We start from the raw sequence: 18,847 nt of genomic DNA, 5'->3' as shown, positions 1-18,847 counted from the left end.
GAAGAACTCACCTAGAGTTTCGCAAGCGCGACCCAAGCGTAAATTCAAAGCCAACTGGCTGGTTCTGACGTTAGGGCGCCGCCGTCGCCTTTTCTACACGTATCCTTTTTCGATCAAAAATTCGGCGTAGTGGAATTCGGTAATTGTGTCGATGTCGACCGTTCGTACCGTATGAGGCAGAACATAACCGACTGTCTTGTCACAAAACATCATTGCGTTCAGCTCATCCACGTGGTCTGCACCAATGACCATGGCAAGCGCAGTCATTTGATAGTACTCGGGATAGTCCTGGCGTCGATAATACTTGTCCGCATCATATTGGATGGCGGACTTCACGCCGCCTTCCTGCGTTTTTTCAACACAATGATAGGGGTGGGTATCGGGCTGTTTCAAACCGATCAGACTATGCCCCCCTGCATTCTCGCAGAAAAAACGGATCATATCATCCAGCATCTCGGGCGAGCGGAATGGATAGGTCGGATACAAAACTATGACAGCATCGATGTCCTCCCCACCGTCGCGCAGACCCCGAACGAAATCCTGCACCACAGCTTTCATCGTGGTGTCAGATTGCCCGAGGCTTTCAGGGCGCTTGTATGAAATGGCGCCGTATTGCGTGCCAATATCGAGATATTCGTCGTTATCGCTATTGACATAGACAGCCGAGATGCGGCTGCACGCCAGTGCAGGTTTTAGGCTGTGTACGAGGAGTGGTAGTCCGTTTAGCGGTTTGATGTTCTTGTTTCGCAAACCCTCACTGCCTGCACGGGCAGGAATCATCGCAACAATGTTCTTCATTTTAACTCCGACAATTCGGCATAACACATACAACCGAATACTATTTTATACTTCCCGGAAGCTGACTCATGGCGGTTCCGAACATGGTCGGCATCTGAATAGTCGTTGTTGTTAAAAAAGTACTGCATGCCTTTAGTGCATATACTGTCAACAATGATTCCAAAGTCCGGGAGGTTTCGCATGCCTGATGAGATGATCTTTACGGCCCGATTTCCGATCATTGATCAGCGACCGGCAAACCTCAAAAATGCGCAATGCATTTAAAACGCATCAAACCGCTCAGGTGTTGTGACAAATCCCATACAGGCATTCTGTTTCAACACCGATTGTCAGCCGCGCTCTATGGGTGACGACTTCAACACTCTCCGGTTTGAAATGGCGATGCAAAAGAGCGATAAAATCTGGCTTGGTAAGCTCTCCCAAATGATGGGGATTATCTGGATTGGGCCCTGAAACCCCAGTCTGCGCAACCGGACTGCTGACAACCAGGACGCCGCCAGACCTCAGCGCATCCCGAAAAGAAGCAATCAATGCATTTTGAAATTCAAGCTCAATATGCTCAAGACCCTCTATGCACCCGATAACATCATATGTTTCGTTTTGCAGATTTGGCTGTTTGAGATCTCCGTTTAAAAAGGTTTTTTGATCCGTTCCATAGACCTTTTGTGCGTATTCGACTGAAAGGGCGTCAATATCCATTCCACGATAAGTGACGCCGAGGGCGCACAAAACCTCAGATCCGTAGCCGCTTCCGCAGGGAAAATCCAAAACTTTCAATCCCGGTCTGCAAAACAGACCCACTTGCATATACCGCGCCTTGTGACGGGCGATTGTGTCTTGCATGTCGATGCCGGGGATATCGGTGGCCTTCACCTCCACAACCTGCCCGGTTTGGGACCGAAAGGTCTTGTCCTTGAGGAAAAGACGCTCGATGTCTCCACCACCACGCTTGAGTATGTTTGCATTCATCAAAAACAACCTTTCGGCACTTCGTATCTGAGGACAGGGCGAGGCAGATCACACCAAGATAGCCCCACTCTTCGCTCGGTCAGGTCCAACTGGCCCGAATGCGACCTGTCTTCGGCTCAGCAAGCTTCGAAGAAAACGGCATTGTCTGACAAAGAGGTCGGTGGATTGAGCTCGTGGCTGCACGTTCGTTGTCCAATGCCGCAGAGACCTGCGGTTCGTATTTGGTAAGCGACCACCGCCTGCGGCCACGGAACGCCGCCAAGAGCGGGGATTGTGTCTTCAGCTCCCGGGATGTCCTCAGCCGGTTCCACACTGCCCAGACTAGGCCTCCCCACTGAAGAAACGGTAGTTGCTTGCACAAAACACCAAGAGGAAACCGCGACAGTGTTCCTGGTCATCGTGATTCTGCGTTAAAATCCAAGGACAGCATCGAAATTCCGCGCATCCAGTTTCTCTCTTACTTCCACAAACTGATCGTCAGGCATGGCGCTGAAGTTCAACGGCCTGCCGGATTTGTTGGTGATCATCTTTGTCGCGTCGTTCAATTCAAGGACATAATTTTTGAAATTATCATCCATGACCGGCTGATGCGTATTGGGATCAAACTTCAGATCAAATACTTCAGAAAGGATGTGCCTTACTTTCTGGTGCTGGAACATTTCCGTGCCCGGATATGCGGTAGCTGTGAACACCGACGTGTTGATCGACGCGAAGGCAACATCATATTCCGGCGTACCCGGCATCAGTCCTTCGGTTGCAAGTTCCTGTTGCCACTTGATAAATGCGAGACTCGTCTGAAGGTCCTGAAGCCGTTCGTCAGGATACCCCATGATCCATGTGCAATTGCCATGGATGCCCGCATTTAGGGTATTGCGCATGCCCTGCGTCATGGCGCGGGGAAACTCGTAGCCTTGTATGGTTTCCGTGCCGCAAGACAGCATGAAACCGCCCTTGCCCATGTCATCGAGAACTTTGGGTGAGGCACTCTCCGCACCAAATCCGATGTAAACGCAGCCCGCGCGGGCCATGTCATCGACACGGCGGGGGGTAACTTGGCGATAACCGCCGGTCGACCGGTCAGGCCGCAGATCGGCTGCTTCGTCCAGCCGGCCATGAGCCCCCCAACGGATCTCACCAGCTTTCGCCAAAGGTTCGAGGATATCTGCCAACTCACTGATCCGTTTTGGCGACACCATGAAATTGTCGTCCATCAAGCCAATGAAATCGACTTGATAGCGGCTCTTGTAGTCCATGAACTCTCTGGCAAGGTCGTGAGCACTCCGGACGCCGTAATTTCGCTCGCCCTGTGCCCCTCGAAAGCAGAACTTGCACGCGAAAGGGCATCCGCGGCTGGAGACTGTCGAAATGGACCGCTTCATCTCAAAGCCGGTCGCAGAAGAGTTCTTGGCAGAACCTCCCCACACAGGAACAGACAAATAACTATCCAGGACGCGGAAGCCATCGACATCTTCCTCTAGAAGATCGTAGGCCGGATATGGCAAGGCATCCAGGTCGGGAGACCGGCCACCATGGTAGAAAAAGCGGGGACGACCATCACGCTCTTCGTGGAAAAACGGCGCCAAACGCCCGCTTGTGTAGGCGCGGGGGAACCCAAATTCGCGCAACACCTTCGCGTCATGCCCGATTTTGAGAATGACATCGTCACCCTCACTGTGTGCGATCGCATCCAGTTCGGGGATCCAGTCAAATAGATCCTTGCGGAATTGGGTCGCAAGACCGCCACCGCTGAGAAGCATGGCGTCGGGATCTAACTCACGAACCATTTTAGCAACTTCAATTTGCCAAGACAGTGTTGTTATGAGGCCGGAAAAACCAATCACATGCTGGCTGCCGGTTTTCGCCAACGTCCGCTCTATCAGTCCGCGCGCTTCAGAAAAACTCAGTGTTCGGCCGAATTCCAGACCACGCGCTGCCGCACTCTCATCTTGGACCCGATAAATGTTCAGGTCGATGATGGAGGGCTCTGCGCCGTATTCCCTCAGTCGTGCTGCAAGCAGCGCCGGGCCGAGCGGCGGGTTGTTCGGCCGCGCCTGCTCGCGAATAGGCATGTTGATAAAGGTTACCTTTACGCCCTTGAGCGCATTCCGATCGAGGGTGGCCGGAAAGTCTGCTGAATATGTCGAAGGAACGAAAACGTTCATGGTACAGGCCTATTCCTCGTCTTCTTGCGGTCCAATTCCAACACCAAACAAAACGCGGTCAAAAGGGAGTTTCCAGTCTGCCGTCTTCGAGCATGACCATTGAATACGGTTCGCTCACGCCGATAAACGACTCCAAGTATACTAGATGTTATCCCTTAACGTATATTTGCTTTGAACTCTCAAGATCCTACTTTTCCGCTTATTAACAGCGGCCTCGTGACACCGGGGGGACATCAAATGTTCGAAAGATGTCTTGGCCTCATCAAACAGGGCTGGACTTGCTTGAAGCTTGCGAAGCCGGATTTGATAATCGCTATTATTGTTGATGGTAATATTTTTCGCTTAGTAAAATTCGCGCAACCCCCGCGCAAGGCAAACCGGCAATCTTCTGGCAGATCATACAAATCTGTGGGCGTAAACTCCTTAACAGTTTGGCTGCATAGTATGAAAATGAGATACAAATACTGTTGCGGGCATGGTGAGCTTCAATAATGAGCTTGTGCATGCCGCAAAGCACCAGTGAGAATAAGTTTGACGAGTTTTGGTGAGCCCGACGATCAAGTTGCAAGGAACCATCCGGTGCCGGTGACGCATACACTGCGCTGCACCGTTGCAAACCAAAGGTCTGCACGACCAAAATCGCGGCCAGTCAAAAGGAAGCCGCAAAAGCACCCGGAATCGCCGCGGCATTGCTGTACCGCTGGCTGAGCAGGAAACATCCCATGATTATTGACCGGAACGTATCGCGATTTGTCGTATTTTCCGAAGACTCAATCCTAAACGCGCTCAACAAGATCAGTGCGAACAAGGAAGGAGTAATTTTTACGGTTTCCGAAGGCGGGATACTTGAAGGAGCCCTGACCGACGGCGATCTCAGACGCTGGCTGATCGGCACCGATCAGATCGACATCAACCAGTCTGTCAGCAGCATCATCAACAAAAACATCATTCACGCACGCTTTGACAGTCAGCCCCAATCAATCGCACGCCTTCTAGACAACCGGTGCAAGGCCGTCCCCTTAGTCGACGGCCAGCATCGGATTATCGCCATTGCCTTCGGGCATCACAAGGCGATCGAGATCGGCGGGCGCGTTATCAGTGAAGAAGATCCGGCATTCGTCATCGCGGAGATCGGCAACAATCATAACGGGTCTTTGGATCTTGCAAAGCAGCTGATAGACGAAGCTGTCCGGGCTGGTGCGGATTGCGCGAAATTTCAAATGCGCTCCTTGTCGAAACTGTACAAAAATCCGCAGGATACCGTCGATGACACGGCAGACCTTGGGACACAATATACACTTGATCTTCTGTCGCGCTTCCAATTGAAGGACGAAGAGCTCTTTGCGGCATTCGACTATTGCCACACTCAAGGCATCATCCCGCTCTGCACTCCATGGGACGAGGAATCGCTCGAAAAGCTGGACAGGTACGGGCTTGAAGCCTTCAAGGTCGCATCGGCGGATTTCACCAATTACGACCTTATTTCCGCAATCGCAAAAACGCGCAAGCCGATGCTGTGCTCGACCGGAATGACAACCGAAGCAGAGATTAAGCAGGGCATTGCCCATTTACGTAATCTTGCGGCTCCCTTTGTCCTTCTGCACTGCAATTCAACCTACCCGGCTCCGTTCAAAGACATCAACATCAAATACATGCTCCACCTTCAGCGGGAGGGAGAATGCCTTGTCGGCTACTCGGGCCATGAGCGTGGTATCAATATTGCCATCAGCGCTGTCGCGCTCGGCGCAAAGGTCATTGAAAAGCACTTCACCCTGGACCGGACGATGGAAGGCAACGACCACAGGGTTAGCCTGCTCCCGGACGAATTCGCACAAATGATGGCAGGCATACGGGAAACCGAAGCGGCCCTTGGCAATGTCGAGGAACGCAGTGTTTCCCAAGGCGAAATGATGAACCGGGAAAACCTGGCAAAAAGCCTGATCGCCGCAGTAGACATCCCGCCCGGCACCGAAATCACGGCCGACATGATCGAAGTCAAATGCCCCGGCCAGGGCCTGCAACCCAACCGGAAAGGTGAGTTGATCGGCCGGCGGATCCAAAGCGAAAAAAAAGCCGGTGATTTCTTTTTCCCGTCGGATCTTGGATCCGGCCGGGTCAAACCCCAAGACTTCTCGTTTCCGCTCGCCTGGGGCATGCCGGTCCGATATCACGACCTTCACAAAATGGTTTCACTCACCAACATGGATCTGGTCGAAATCCACTTGAGCTACAAGGATATGGAAGTCGACCTGTCCGATTATTTTGGCAATCCCCTGGGTTTAGACCTTGTGGTCCATACGCCGGAATTGTTCGCAGGTGATCACACTCTGGACCTATGTTCCACCAATCACGATTACCGTCAGCGTTCCCTGTCGGAGATGCAGAGGGTGGTCGATATTGCACGCGAACTATCGGGGCACTTTACAACCTCGGCGCCTATTCGTCTGGTCACCAATGTCGGTGGCTTCAGTCACGACAGTCATTTGGGCCCGGGCGGAACCGCTGCCCTCTACGAGATATTGGAGGACAGCCTCTCTAAATTGGACACAGAGGGTGTTGAGATCATCCCGCAGACCATGCCGCCCTTCCCCTGGCACTTTGGCGGTCAGCAATTCCATAATTTGTTTGTGGACCCGGTTGAGATTTCTGACTTCTGCAGGCGCAATGGCACCCGCATCTGCCTGGATGTTTCTCACTCAAAACTCGCTTGTGCGCATCACGGCTGGTCGTTTTCAGAGTTCGTAAATCAGGTCGCCCCATACACTGCACATCTTCACCTGGCCGATGCCGCAGGCGTAGATGGTGAAGGCCTTCAAATTGAAGAGGGGGATATTGATTGGAGAGCCTTGGCTCAGCAGGTCCTCCAGCAAATGCCGGGAGCCTCGTTCATTCCAGAAATCTGGCAAGGACACAAGAATGACGGTGAAGGAGCCCTCAAAGCGCTGCAACGCCTCGAAAAGCACTTCAAACAGGCCCAAAACCGCATCGCAGACACCATTTACGCCGCGGTGGGAGAATAAAACAGCCCCGCCTCTCTGTCATTGCCACAAACACGAGCAATGACATGCCCGGACTTGAACAACGGCCTCTCGTAACGACGGGGCGGCCGTCCACACACCCCTGGACCGTCTTGCCGAACGACTAACCACAATTCCGCACACGCACGAGAGGTTTTTTTGAGATGAACGAGACCACTTTAAAGAATATTGAAAAGAACCGGAACACAGAGAAGCAGCTGGATTGTTACCAACGGCGCCAGGACTACCTGGATGCGAACCGTATGCTGCCGCACCGGTTGGTCGATACTTTCCCGGTGTTCGCGCCCTGGCATCAGGAAGCGGGGTATTACCTTCCGAAAGGAAATTGCTGCCCGCAAAGCGTGGTCTTGTCGACCTATCTTCACGATTGTGACCAAAGCGGCGGGGCTCTTGAGGTGGCTACAGAAACAGAGCCGGATGTCCTAGACCATGATCAGCGCTACATGGATCCGGTTTCCAAGCGTTTCATGAGGGTGGAAGTTGGAGCTCCCGAAGCGACTAGATTTGCTGAGACCCGCTTTGGAGAAACCGTCATCTTTGATTTTCTGAGACGGCATCGCAGCGGCGTAAACAGCAAGGACACGGTCCGGATTACATTTTTGCTGCGAGCGAGCCGCCAAACGGATGTTGAAGACTACGCCAGGAAAGCAGCGAGTTAAGGAAAAAGTTGATGACTGTCAGGGGCCTTGAGAAATCAAATGTATGGGACTACGAAAACGGCTTTTACTGGTTTTCACATAAATCCCGGTTGAACAAGATTCTCGCTCATTACGAGCTCTACAAAAGCATTGTCGATCTTCCCGGACATGTTTTTGAATTGGGAGTTTACAAAGGCGCGTCCATCACAAGACTTGCCACTTTCAGAGACGCACTGGAAAACGATTTCTCTCGGAAGATCGTTGGCTTTGACGCATTCGGCGAATTCCCGACCGACGGGCTTCAGGTTGAGGACGACCTGAAGTTTATCAAGGAATTCGAGGGAAAAGGCGGACACGGCCTTGCCATTGAAGAGTTGAAGGCACTGCTTGAAGATAAGAGCTTTGAAAACTTCGAACTCGTCAGAGGCAATGTATTTGACACCTTGCCGGCATATCTTGAAAAGCACCCCGAAACACGGCTTGCATTTCTGCACCTTGATATGGATGTCAAGGAGCCAACGGATTTTGCCCTGGAGCTGCTTTACGACCGGATCGTACCCGGCGGCCTGATCGTGCTAGATGACTACAACGCTGTTGCCGGGGAAACCATCTCGGTTGACGATTTCATCCGCAAACAACGGCTGAAGATCGAAAAGCTCCCGTTCTACAATGTTCCGGCCTACATCCGCAAACCGGTCTGAATAGGCACCATAGGCAATCTGAACCGCGCTCTCCGTTGTTGGCGGGGTGCATGAGCTCACACTGTCAAAACAAGCAGCCAGAGCGTTAGCGGTAAATGAATGGCCAGCTGCCGCAATCTCTGAAAGCGGCGCTGGTTTGCGTGGTTACCAATCAGTCGTGCGCGGTCTGATGATCACCCCACAAAGGCCCGCTCGACGACGAACTCCGCCGGTTTGTTATTGGCACCTTCCTTAAGCCCCGCCTTTTCCAGAAGCGCCTTGGTGTCGCGCAACATGTCCATGGAGCCGCAAATCATGCCCCGGTCAATCGCGGGATCGAGTGGCGGCACGCCCAGGTGTTCGAACAGGGCGCCGCTCTCGATAAGGTCGGTGATCCGGCCCTTGCGCGGGAAGTCTTCGCGGGTAACCGAAGTGAAATGAACCAGCTTTTCGGCGGCCAGCTCGCCAATCAGCGGGTCGTTCTTGGTCTGCTCGACCAGCTCTTCACCATACTTCAGTTCAGCAACTTCCCGGCAGGTATGGGTTAAGATGACTTGGTCAAACTTTTCGTAGGTGTCGGGGTCGCGGATCAGGCTTGCAAAAGGCGCAATCCCGGTGCCGGTCGAGAACATGTAAACGCGTTTTCCGGGAATCAGCGCGTCATTGACCAGCGTGCCGGTCGGCTTTTTCTTCATCAAAACCGCGTCGCCTGGCTTGATGCCCTGCAGGTGCGACGTCAACGGGCCATCCGGCACCTTGATGGAAAAGAACTCCAGCTCCTCATCCCAGGACGGGCTGGCGATCGAATAAGCGCGATAGAGCGGCTTGCCGTCGATCATAAGACCGATCATCACGAATTCGCCTGAGCGGAACCGGAAACTGGCCGGCCGGGTCATTCGGAATTTGAACAGGCGGTCTGTGTAGTGCTGAACGGAGGTCACTTCCTCCACGAAGGCGCCAGCGGGGGCGGCAGCTTCAAGATCAGCGGGCTTAGCAAGAACATTCATGTCGGAGACGCTTTCCATCTTCGTACGCACTGTGTTTGGCATATCATGTAGCACCTCACGGTCGTTGACCTGAAGCAAATCATGCCCCCGAACATGACGAAAAATGAAATATTGATCCGTGTTTGCGCTCTTCAATGGCGATCACCGCCTGTTTAACCGCGCACCATGGCCTTCCCACGCTCAAACGGGACCGGTTCGGCTTTTCGCATCATTGCACTGAGCGGTGCGTTTTATCGTCACCCGCAGCTGCCTTGCACAGATGAGAGGCGATTGCTCAACCATACGCCATTGTGCTGCGCACCAAAAAAGCAACCGCGCTGCAACATTCATAACACTTGCGCAAATACATGGGAAAACTACGATTTTATTTGACAGAATAATAGTTTCGCATGACCTTACTATTAACAACAGAAACCTCTCCAGATACCACTTAAAGGGCAACAGATTATGTCCGAAAAAAATAAAGTAGAATCGGACCAAACGATAGCATTGGTCATGCTTGACCGGTTTTCGATGAACGCATTCGCGTCTGTCATAGAACCGTTACGTTTAGCAAATCGGCTGATTGGCCGAGACTATTATCGTTGGAATACCTACTCGCTCGACGGGAATCCCGTCGAGGCCTCAAACGGATGCAAGGTTGCGGTCGATTTTTCTCTCAAAGAGCTGAATGACGCCGATATTACACTTTTGTGCAGTGGAATCGATGTCGAGCGCCTACCGCTTGATCCCGAGCTCGGCACTAAGCTCAGACGGCTCAATGCCATGGGCCGGACCTTCGGCGCGGTGTGTACCGGCGCCTATGTGCTGGCACGTTATAATCTGCTTGACGGACGGCGGTGCACAATTCACTGGGAAAACCTCCGGTCGTTACGTGAGGAGTTTCCGAACGTTGAAGTGACCTCAGACATCTTCGCGATTGATCGCAATTGCATTACCTGCGCTGGCGGCATGGCCTCGCTTGACATGATGCTGCGGATGATCGCGATCCAGCATGGGGCATATCTTGCCCATGAAGTCGCCGAAGTCTCTCTTTACCAGAATATGCGGTCCGGTGAATCAGCACAGCGCCATGACATCGAGGCCCGCACCGGCATCTCCAATGCCAAGATCCTGGACGCGATCCGCATCATGGATCTGCATATAGAAGACCCGCTCAGCTGCCAGCAGCTGGCCATGACCGTCAACCTGTCGCCGCGCCAGCTGGAGCGCCTGTTCCGCCGGCATTTCAATTGCACGCCCGGTCAGTATTACCTGCGCTTACGTCTTGAAACCGCGCGGGATCTTTTGCGGCGGACCAGCCGGCCGGTTTTGGACGTTGCACTCGCCTGCGGCTTCGCGTCGACATCGCATTTTACCAAGTGCTACCGGGAGCGCTTCTTGTGCACGCCGACCGAAGAGCGCCAATCCTACCAGTGGGCAAACAACAATGGCCGCAACGGGGTTGGCACCGGCAGCCCTATGCGTTTGGTGGTGAAATAGCGCGGCAGACAGAAACACGCCTTTAAACACAAAACGGGAGCTTTTACGCTCCCGTTTTTTCTTAGCCGCTGCGCGTCCATTGTGGCCCGGGCAGCGCCCCGCTTTGTTAGGCTGGAGTGGAGACCGCCTGCTCGTCTTCCGCAAGCACCTTTCGCTTGCGCCAGCCGTCGATCGTTCGCGCAAGGGTGGCAACCACAGCCGCGAAAAAGCTGACGCCGATCACCATCAATCCAATGGTGAAAAACACCGGCAACAACATCAGTCCCACCAAAACACCGGCAACAAGCACAACGGTTCTTTCCATCTTGGACATCGACATTTCCTCTCGTTCGTCTCGATGACCCTGATGTGGGCACCCGGATTTTCAGGCGCTTGGCGCCAAGTTTACAAGTTTGTCAGGTTCTGCGAAGCAGCATTGAAACCAAGCGTCACCGTGAGGCCAACAGGTGTTTCCTGCCGCGTATCCGACAGATAAAGGCTCGCGTCATGCAGCTTGGCAACCGACTGCACAAAGGCCAGCCCAAGCCCGACGCCCTCGCCCGTCCGGGACGTGTCGAGCCGTACAAAGGGCTCCAGAACATGCTGGCGTTCGGCTTCGGCAATGCCCGGCCCTTCGTCGGAAAGACCGATGGTCTTGTCCCTGGAAAACAGGCGGATTGTTCCACCGCCGCCGCCGTGGCGCAGCGCGTTTTCAATGAGGTTGGCCAGCGCCCGCTTGAGAAGCCCCGCCTCCCCACGGATCATTGCGCTGCCAGGGGTAGCGTCCAATTGGAAACGGTAGCCGCTGTCTTCGATCACGGGTTGATAAGCCTCCGCAATCTCGCGCACCAAGTCCGCCAGCCTGATGTCTTGGAACCGCCCGCGATGGGCGCCCGCATCCATGCGAGCGATCTGCAAGAGAGACTCAAAGGTCAAGATTATGCGATCGATTTCGGCAAGGGCCTTATCCGCTTCTTCGGCCTGCCGCCCGTCTTCCAATTCCACAGACAGGTTTTCCAACCGGGCGCGCAACCGTGTCACAGGGGTTTTCAAATCATGCGCAATGCTGGTCGCCAGATCCCGGGTTTGCCGGAGGAGGATATCAAGCCGTTCCGCGGTCGCATCGATGTGGCGCGCGAGATCGGACAGATCGTCCCGCCCAGACAGCCGTCCGACCCGGCTCGTCAGATCGCCTTCAGACAAACGGTCGAGAGACTGGGAGATGCGGTGGAACCGCCGCCGGGCCACCAGACCAAAGGCTGTGCCGGCCACAAGGGTCAGCAAAACAGCCGCACCGCCGGTGTAGAGAAACGCTCCAGGCAGCAGCTCGAGAAACTCGTCCGTTGCAGCGCCCCGGTGAGCAACAGCTATCCGCCCGCCTGTCACGTCTTCCGACAAAACCGTCCAGCTTTCTCGGTCTTCGTTCGGGGCAAGGCGAAACCGCTCAGAATGCAATCCTTGCTGATCAAAGGCAGAAGCCGGAAGGGCGCCAATGACATCCCCTCCATCCGGTCTGAAGGCGTCGATGAAAACCCTGTCGTCCACTTCTGACACCGGGACCCGAACGAGTTGCCGGATGTCGGCCCGGGCATCCGAGTCCAATCCGCCTTTCTCGTTTTCGTCTTCGACGTCATATTCCATGAGCTGATCAATTTGACCGGCCAGGAATTCAAGACGCAGATAAAGATCGTCTTCAACGCGATCCTGAAGCTCTTCTCGCAAAAGGTTTTGAGCCAGAAATCCAGCTGCAACAAGGATCCCCACAAACAGCAAGGACAGCACGAGCGCCTGGCGCAGTGCGCTTGAGCGCCACAACGCCTGCAGTTCAGCCCTCAATGACATAGCCTGCGCCCCGCACTGTGCGGATCACCGTGTCGCCGAACGGTTTTTCGATTTTTGCCCGAAGCCGGCTGATATGCGTTTCGACCACGCTGGTCGTTGGATCGAAGTTCATGTCCCACACCCGCTCCAGCAACATGGTCCGCGTCTGGATCCGCCCTTTGGAGCGCAAGAGCGCCTCCATAAGGGCAAACTCCTTGGCATTCAGGTCTATATCCTCACCATTGCGGCTGCACTTGCGTTTGAGAAGGTCAAGACTAATGCCGGCCCCGGTCAAAAGCGTGTCTTCCACCTTTCCAGCTTGTGCAGCGTGGCGGCGGCCAAGCGCCCCCAGGCGGGCTTTCAGTTCGCTGAACGCAAAAGGCTTGGCGAGATAGTCATCGCCGCCCGCCTCCAGCCCCTCGACCCGGTCTTCAACGTCGCCCATTGCGGTGAGAAACAGCACCGGCGTTGCGATCCTTGCAGCGCGGAGCGCTTTCAAGACCGAGAGCCCATCCAGTTCAGGGGTCATCCGATCCAGGATCACGACATCATAAGTCTGTCCCATCGCCGCCGCCAAAGCGTCCCGGCCATCCTTGACCCAATCGGTCACATGGCCCTCGCGGTTCAGGCCATCCAAGACCCATTGGCCGATCTCCACATCATCTTCCAACAAAAGCAGCCGCATCTTTTCCTGTCCTACCGCTGGCGACACATTCCGGTCCCAGGCCATTCTTACCGTGTGACTGCAGGAGAACCAGCCCGGTTCTCCGGGCTGGCTCTGTCCTCGCGTTCCCGCAACGCGACCGGTTCAAGCTACAACTTTCCCATCGTGTTGCGCCGGGTCAAACGGACCGCTTAGTCTTTGTCGGGATCTTCGTCATCATCTGTATCAAGGTCCATGCCGATCACGTCGCCGGACACAGCATCAATGTAGACTTCCTTTTCCCCGTCCTGGTCGACAAGCTCGACCTCATAGACCACCCGGTCCCCCTCATCGTCATCGTCTTCCAGGTAGGCAGAGACAACCGTGCCACCTGGGACCTTGGCGCTTGCGATGTCCATTGCCTCTTCAATGGTCAAGATCGCGGCAGCCGCTTCTGGCTGCGCAGGCGCCTTGTCTTCGGCTGAGGTCTGCGCCTGAGCCACCGCAAAAGTCGATGCACCGAGGGCCAGGGCGGTGGTTGCAATCATCAGTTTCTTGAAGTTCATCATCTTATTTCTCCTTTGCGTGTCCGGCGTTCATTCGCCGTTGCACCAAGGAGATAAAGGAGCCGGTTCACATCCACCCGGCGTGAACCATACAAGTTTGTAAGCTTTGTGCGCCGCACCGATCAGACTGTCAGAGACGAAAGCCCCAGCGCCGCAAGATAAAGCCCGAGGCAAAGCAGAACTGCGAGCACCAGCCGGCGGAAGACCACTTCCGACAACCGGCTGCGGATCTTGATCCCCAGCCACTGGCCTGCCAGGGTCGGGACCACCATTGCCCCGGATAAAACGAGCCGACCCGCCTCCAAGCGGCCGACACCTGACAGCGAGATGCCGAGGGCGCAGGTCGAAACCAAAAACAGCACCCCCATGGCCTGAACAAGCTGATCCCGCGGCAGTCCGATGGACTGCAAATAAAAAACGCCGGGAACAGTAAACGACCCCGTCAGACCGGTCAAAACCCCATTGAGACCGCCCGCCGCCCCCCCTATTAAGTGCTCTTTTGCGGGTGGGATCGACGCTTGGAAACCCATCAAACCGGGCAACGCATAGACAACAAGCAAGCTTCCCAACAGGATTTCGGAGACACCCGCGCCAAGACCTGTCAGCACACTGGCCCCAACCCAAACACAGAAAAAAGCCGCCAGCAGAAACAGCCACAGACGCCGCAGCAGCAGACGGAGTTGACCTCCGTAAACAGCCTGAACAAGGTTGGTCGCAAGTGAGGGCAAGAGGATCAACGTCATAGCGGTTTGGTGGCCCATGAACACAACGAGCAGGCCAAGGGCCAGGGTCGGCAGGCCGAACCCGACAACGCCTTTCACCGTCCCGGCAAACACAAACACGCAAGCGGCAAGAACCGCTGTTTCAATTAGGCTCATCCCATCAGCCTAGCGGCTTGCCGGTATCGCAGAAACCCCGGTGACAGATGAAAACGGGTTGCGCAGCGCATGGGACTCACGGCTAGATCTGCGTATGACCTCTTCCCCCCTGCCCCAAGTCACCAACGCGCAGGCCCGATGGCTGTTTCTGGACAGGCACGGGCTTTTGAGCCCGCCTGCTGGACCGGGCAAGGGCGATGACCTGATGGCTGTCATCGATCAGCTCGGTTTCGTCCAGGTCGACAGCATCAACACGGTCGCCCGGGCCCATCACATGATCCTGTACGCCCGCCGCCCCGCCTACAAGGAAAAGGCGCTCAAGCGGCTTTTGGAGCAGGATCGCCATCTGTTCGAACACTGGACCCACGACGCATCGGTGATCCCGACCGCGTATTACGGCCACTGGCAGCTGAAATTCGCGCGGGACAAAGCGCGGCTCGGCGAGCGCTGGCAGAAGTGGCGGCGCGAAGGGTTTCACGACAAGTTCGACGAGGTGTTGAAGCGCATTGCCGACCAGGGTCCTGTCACCTCCGGCGATGTCGGCGAAGGCGAGGACCGCAAAAGCGGCGGCTGGTGGGACTGGCACCCGTCCAAGACGGCGCTGGAGTATCTCTGGCGGGCCGGCGAGCTTTCCGTATGCCGCCGCAACGGCTTTCAAAAGGTCTATGACCTCACCGAGAGGGTCATTCCCGATAAGCACAGAACATTGCGGCCGGAGCCGGAGGAAACGGTGGACTGGGCGGCACGGTCGGCCCTTTCAAGGCTCGGCTTTGCCACATCCGGCGAGATCGCCGCCTTCTTTGACCTGATCACGCCCCAAGAAGCCAAGGACTGGTGCCAGCGGGCGCTGGCAACCGGCGAGATCGAAGAAGCGGAGATCCTGTGCGCGGCCAGCCACAAACCGCGCCGGGTCTTCATCCAGCCGCAAACACTGGATGAACTTCGCGGTCTTCCTGCGCCGCCCGAGCGGGTGCGAATCCTGTCGCCGTTCGATCCGGCGCTTCGCGACCGCAAGCGCGCCGAACGCCTGTTCGGGTTTCACTACCGGATCGAGGTGTTCGTGCCGGAGCCAAAGCGGCAATACGGCTACTATGTGTTTCCCGTTCTTCAAGGTGACCGACTGATCGGCCGGATCGACATGAAGGCGTTTCGCGGAGACGATTGTCTGCATGTCCGCGCTTTCTGGCCGGAGCCCGGCATCCGCTCATCCAAGGCCCGGCTCAAAAAGCTGGAAACCGAACTGAACCGTGTCGCGCGGTTCGCCGGATGCGCCAACGTTACATTTGAGGCAGACTGGATGCGCTCTCAGCGCCATTGAGCCTGGGGTTTAACCGCGTCGACACGCTTACACCAGCCCGGGCAACGCTCTCCAGGCTGGTGTGCCGTCACTCTCCCTCAAGATCGGCGCGAAAAGGCGCAATCTTCTGACAGTTAGGCGACGAATTCAACGAAGTCGGTGTTGCTGAACCCGGTAACACCGGCAAGATCAGTGATCGTGTCAAAGGTTGCAACCTGCGTCCGCCCGGTGTTGCTCCAGTCGGAATCGTACCAAAGCTCACCCCTGCCTGTCGTGCTGTTGAACACGAGGACATAGGCTTCCACCGCGGCCCCGGTATCCGTCTGAACCTGTGTGGTCGAAGATGCCCCTTGCAACTCAATGACCTTGTTACCATCAGCAGATCCGATCGCAGTAATCGCAGCCCGGTTATCGACATAGTCGGCAGCATTCAGGGTCGCGCCTGCGGTTGTGGCCGTCGTGTTGCCGAAATCGATAACATTAGACCCGACTTTGTCTTCCCCATTCGAGAAGTCGGTTATCCTGTCCGTGGCGTTGAAACCGACAAATCGGAACTGGTCGGCTCCGCCGTTACCTGTGAGTGTATCATCCCCGCCAAGACCATAAATGATATCCGCAGCGCCCCCGCCTGCGATCACGTCAGCGGAGTTTGAGCCAGCGATCCGAAGCACGCCGGACAAGTCCGCGGCATTCACATTGACCGCGCTTTCGAAGCCGATCGTATCCGTGCTTGACGACATGCTCACCCCGGCGAGTGCAGTGATCGTCAAAGCATGGTCACCGGTGATGGTGAAATTGCTCGGACCGCCCTGATTGTCGAACGCATAGTGATTGTAGTTGTTGTCGACCGCATAGATCGCGTTGGCGTTGGTCTGGGTACCGGACACCGTCGAGTTGATAACAACGGATGAAATGTTGCCACCGAATCCAACCGCCGCATTATCATTTCCACTATTTGTGTTCGCAAACACCTCGACTTGACCATCCGTTCCAGACTGCGCCTGAAGTTCGAACGTCAGCGTGGTGCCAGCATTTTGGCCAGTAAACCTAAGCGCTTCATCGGTTTGGCTTTGATCTGCGGAAAAAACAAAGCTATCACTTGTTTCAACCCCTGAGATACTTGACCGCCCGGTGCTACCGTCCCCGGAAAACAAAAAGCGATTGATGCCAGTAAAGTCGCTTGCGGTCAGGTTTCCGCCACTTGTCGATTCCAGCGTCGTGAAGTTGGTCGCGCTGTTGATAACAGAAGCGGTGACTGAAAAGCTGGTCGATGCCAGCGTATCGCTCCCGTTGCCACCATTTAACGACGAGGCATTGTTCAAGGTTGTGTTGGTCAGCAGGATACGGTCGTCCGAACCGCTGCCGGTAAAGCTGAAACCGGTTGCAGTACTGCTCGTCGCGGTGATATCCACGCCGCCGCCGGTCATTCCCGAAGCACTCACCGTACTTAGGGTCGAGCTGGTTTCTGTCATGGTCAGCTTGTTGCTTCCAGACACATTTACCGTGGTCAAACTCATGCTTCCGGTGCCGAGCTGGACAAATGAATCGGACGTGCTCGTCGTAATGTTTGCAACTTCGAACGTACTGTCATCGCTCGCCGAACTTGTGATCGTCTGAAAAACCGCTGCGGCTGTGGACGTTCCCGATCCGATCACGTTCAGTGAAAATGCATCGGATGTGCCGGTCCGCGCACCGCTGAAATTCACCGCGAGCGTCCCCTGTGTGCTGTCGAGGCCAGCTGTCGTCGCATCGACATTCAATGCACGGGTCACCGATCCTGCGACAGACGATTTTGACCAAACCGCCACCTCGCCTGTCGTCGATGTGAAATCCAGGGCGAAGAAATCGTTGCTCGTCGCGTCCTGGTTCGTGATGTAGAAGTTCTCTGTATTTGAAACCTGTGGAGCAACGGTGCTTCCTCCGGACGCATTGTCGATCGCCCGGATATTCAATGCGTCTCCGGTTCCACCTGCACCATCCAGCGTATCGGCAGAATTGATCGTTGTGGTTCCGCCGTTTTCAAAAACGCCCGAGAATGTATCGTCCGACGATGTTCCCGTGAACGTATCTGTTGCGGTTGTTAGCGTAAATGTGCTGCCACTGGAGATCAAAGGGTCGGTGCCGTTGTATACGGAAGACTGATCTGCCGCATCTCCAGACGCCTGTTTAAGAGCCAGTACCTCCGATGCTGTATTGTTCTGGAATTCCGCGGAGTTCGAAAACCCGATCAGGATTTCACTTGCCGACTGTCCCGTTGCAAACCACGCAGCGATCTCTTCTGCTGAGGGCGTTCGGCCGAGCACGTTGGAATAGAGCGCGTTCAGAAAATTCGTGGACACCGTGTTGCTGCCATAAATATTCAAGAACTCCTGGGAATTCGTGAAACCTGCCGCAATGGTGAAAAGCGTGGTCGGGTCGGCCCGAAGCTGATCTGGCCATCCGCCATCACCGCCCGCGCCTTGCATACCGGTTATGTCGGGCAACCGGTTAAAAGCGGCCTGATAAATCCGGATGATCTGGTCAATAAACGTGACCGCTTCAGAGCTGGTCGCAAGCGAGTCCCGAATTTGCGTTAAGGACTGCGTCCCGCCATCTACGCTGGACACTGCCGCAGATAATTCATCTGCGGTTGGCGCACGCTGAAGTATATGTTCATAATAACGTGTAATTGCCGCAGATGTTGTCATCTGACGCTCCCTTCAATATCAATTTTGTCACATTTTTGGAGAATATTTTTACGTAAATACTTTTGGAATAGCCGTATTCCAAAGCTTATTTTTTTACTTCCCCTTAGTTAGGGACTATCATATTTTCAAAAAATAAAAAGAATTATTTTCGATTAAATGAATTCAGATTTAAAGCGTCGCAAAATTTCACCTCATAGGTGTA

Annotated in this window: 15 protein-coding genes; 5 read left to right on the top strand and 10 right to left on the bottom strand. The window is 54.9% G+C overall.

Annotation, left to right across the window (positions count from 1 at the left end):
• Window positions 1–93: 93 nt before the first annotated feature.
• The 3 genes from JM93_RS08980 to JM93_RS08970 all read right to left on the bottom strand — a co-directional run bounded on the left by JM93_RS08980 (window position 94) and on the right by JM93_RS08970 (window position 3,929).
• A complete protein-coding gene (locus JM93_RS08980) occupies window positions 94–798 on the bottom strand; it encodes an acylneuraminate cytidylyltransferase family protein (protein WP_145342446.1) in 705 nt (234 codons plus the stop codon).
• 279 nt (window positions 799–1,077) lie between these two features.
• Window positions 1,078–1,605 carry a class I SAM-dependent methyltransferase gene (locus tag JM93_RS08975; RefSeq protein ID WP_170230598.1) on the bottom strand — a complete coding sequence of 176 codons (528 nt, stop codon included), beginning with the start codon at window positions 1,603–1,605 and terminating at the stop codon, window positions 1,078–1,080.
• A 572-nt stretch (window positions 1,606–2,177) separates the two neighbouring features.
• Window positions 2,178–3,929 (bottom strand): B12-binding domain-containing radical SAM protein, encoded by a 1,752-nt coding sequence (locus JM93_RS08970; protein WP_145342442.1) that lies wholly within the window; start codon window positions 3,927–3,929, stop codon window positions 2,178–2,180.
• A 722-nt stretch (window positions 3,930–4,651) separates the two neighbouring features.
• Here JM93_RS08970 and JM93_RS08965 point away from each other — a divergent pair.
• The 3 genes from JM93_RS08965 to JM93_RS08955 all read left to right on the top strand — a co-directional run bounded on the left by JM93_RS08965 (window position 4,652) and on the right by JM93_RS08955 (window position 8,306).
• Complete coding sequence (locus JM93_RS08965) at window positions 4,652–6,949, top strand: N-acetylneuraminate synthase family protein (protein ID WP_145342440.1); 2,298 nt, start codon at window positions 4,652–4,654, stop codon at window positions 6,947–6,949.
• A gap of 161 nt (window positions 6,950–7,110) precedes the next feature.
• Window positions 7,111–7,626: a phytanoyl-CoA dioxygenase family protein gene (locus JM93_RS08960; protein ID WP_145342438.1), complete on the top strand. Its 516-nt coding sequence runs from the start codon at window positions 7,111–7,113 to the stop codon at window positions 7,624–7,626.
• Between the two features lie 11 nt (window positions 7,627–7,637).
• On the top strand, window positions 7,638–8,306 hold the full coding sequence (locus tag JM93_RS08955) for a TylF/MycF/NovP-related O-methyltransferase (RefSeq protein ID WP_145342436.1): 669 nt from the start codon (window positions 7,638–7,640) through the stop codon (window positions 8,304–8,306).
• Between the two features lie 173 nt (window positions 8,307–8,479).
• Here the strand turns inward: JM93_RS08955 and JM93_RS08950 are convergent, their stop codons facing one another.
• A complete protein-coding gene (locus tag JM93_RS08950) occupies window positions 8,480–9,292 on the bottom strand; it encodes a ferredoxin--NADP reductase (RefSeq protein ID WP_145342641.1) in 813 nt (270 codons plus the stop codon).
• Window positions 9,293–9,739: 447 nt separating this feature from the next.
• On the opposite strand from JM93_RS08950, the gene JM93_RS08945 reads away from it, so the two are divergent.
• Window positions 9,740–10,774 carry a GlxA family transcriptional regulator gene (locus tag JM93_RS08945; protein ID WP_145342434.1) on the top strand — a complete coding sequence of 345 codons (1,035 nt, stop codon included), beginning with the start codon at window positions 9,740–9,742 and terminating at the stop codon, window positions 10,772–10,774.
• A gap of 106 nt (window positions 10,775–10,880) precedes the next feature.
• Here the strand turns inward: JM93_RS08945 and JM93_RS08940 are convergent, their stop codons facing one another.
• The 5 genes from JM93_RS08940 to JM93_RS08920 form a co-directional block, all read right to left on the bottom strand.
• A complete protein-coding gene (locus JM93_RS08940; protein ID WP_145342432.1) occupies window positions 10,881–11,087 on the bottom strand; it encodes a hypothetical protein in 207 nt (68 codons plus the stop codon).
• Window positions 11,088–11,158: 71 nt separating this feature from the next.
• Complete coding sequence (locus JM93_RS08935) at window positions 11,159–12,595, bottom strand: sensor histidine kinase (RefSeq protein WP_145342430.1); 1,437 nt, start codon at window positions 12,593–12,595, stop codon at window positions 11,159–11,161.
• Entirely contained in the window at window positions 12,579–13,259 is a 681-nt protein-coding gene (locus JM93_RS08930; RefSeq protein ID WP_145342428.1) for a winged helix-turn-helix domain-containing protein, read from the bottom strand. Before JM93_RS08930 ends, JM93_RS08935 begins: the two co-directional genes overlap by 17 nt.
• 170 nt (window positions 13,260–13,429) lie before the next feature.
• A complete protein-coding gene (locus JM93_RS08925; protein ID WP_145342426.1) occupies window positions 13,430–13,786 on the bottom strand; it encodes a PepSY domain-containing protein in 357 nt (118 codons plus the stop codon).
• A 119-nt stretch (window positions 13,787–13,905) separates the two neighbouring features.
• The gene (locus tag JM93_RS08920) at window positions 13,906–14,661 is read right to left on the bottom strand and encodes a sulfite exporter TauE/SafE family protein (protein WP_145342424.1); all 756 of its coding nucleotides are present in this window, start codon (window positions 14,659–14,661) and stop codon (window positions 13,906–13,908) included.
• A 94-nt stretch (window positions 14,662–14,755) separates the two neighbouring features.
• Between JM93_RS08920 and JM93_RS08915 the strand changes: the two genes are divergently transcribed.
• Window positions 14,756–15,979 carry a winged helix-turn-helix domain-containing protein gene (locus tag JM93_RS08915; protein ID WP_145342422.1) on the top strand — a complete coding sequence of 408 codons (1,224 nt, stop codon included), beginning with the start codon at window positions 14,756–14,758 and terminating at the stop codon, window positions 15,977–15,979.
• A 113-nt stretch (window positions 15,980–16,092) separates the two neighbouring features.
• Here JM93_RS08915 and JM93_RS08910 read toward each other — a convergent pair whose 3' ends face one another.
• Complete coding sequence (locus JM93_RS08910) at window positions 16,093–18,645, bottom strand: beta strand repeat-containing protein (RefSeq protein WP_145342420.1); 2,553 nt, start codon at window positions 18,643–18,645, stop codon at window positions 16,093–16,095.
• Window positions 18,646–18,847: the final 202 nt, after the last annotated feature.

Source organism: Roseibium hamelinense, from assembly GCF_007830545.1.
Classification (GTDB): Bacteria; Pseudomonadota; Alphaproteobacteria; order Rhizobiales; family Stappiaceae; genus Roseibium; species Roseibium hamelinense.
The sequence above is the reverse complement of the archived record's forward strand: the minus strand, read 5'-3'. Positions and strand labels throughout refer to the sequence as shown.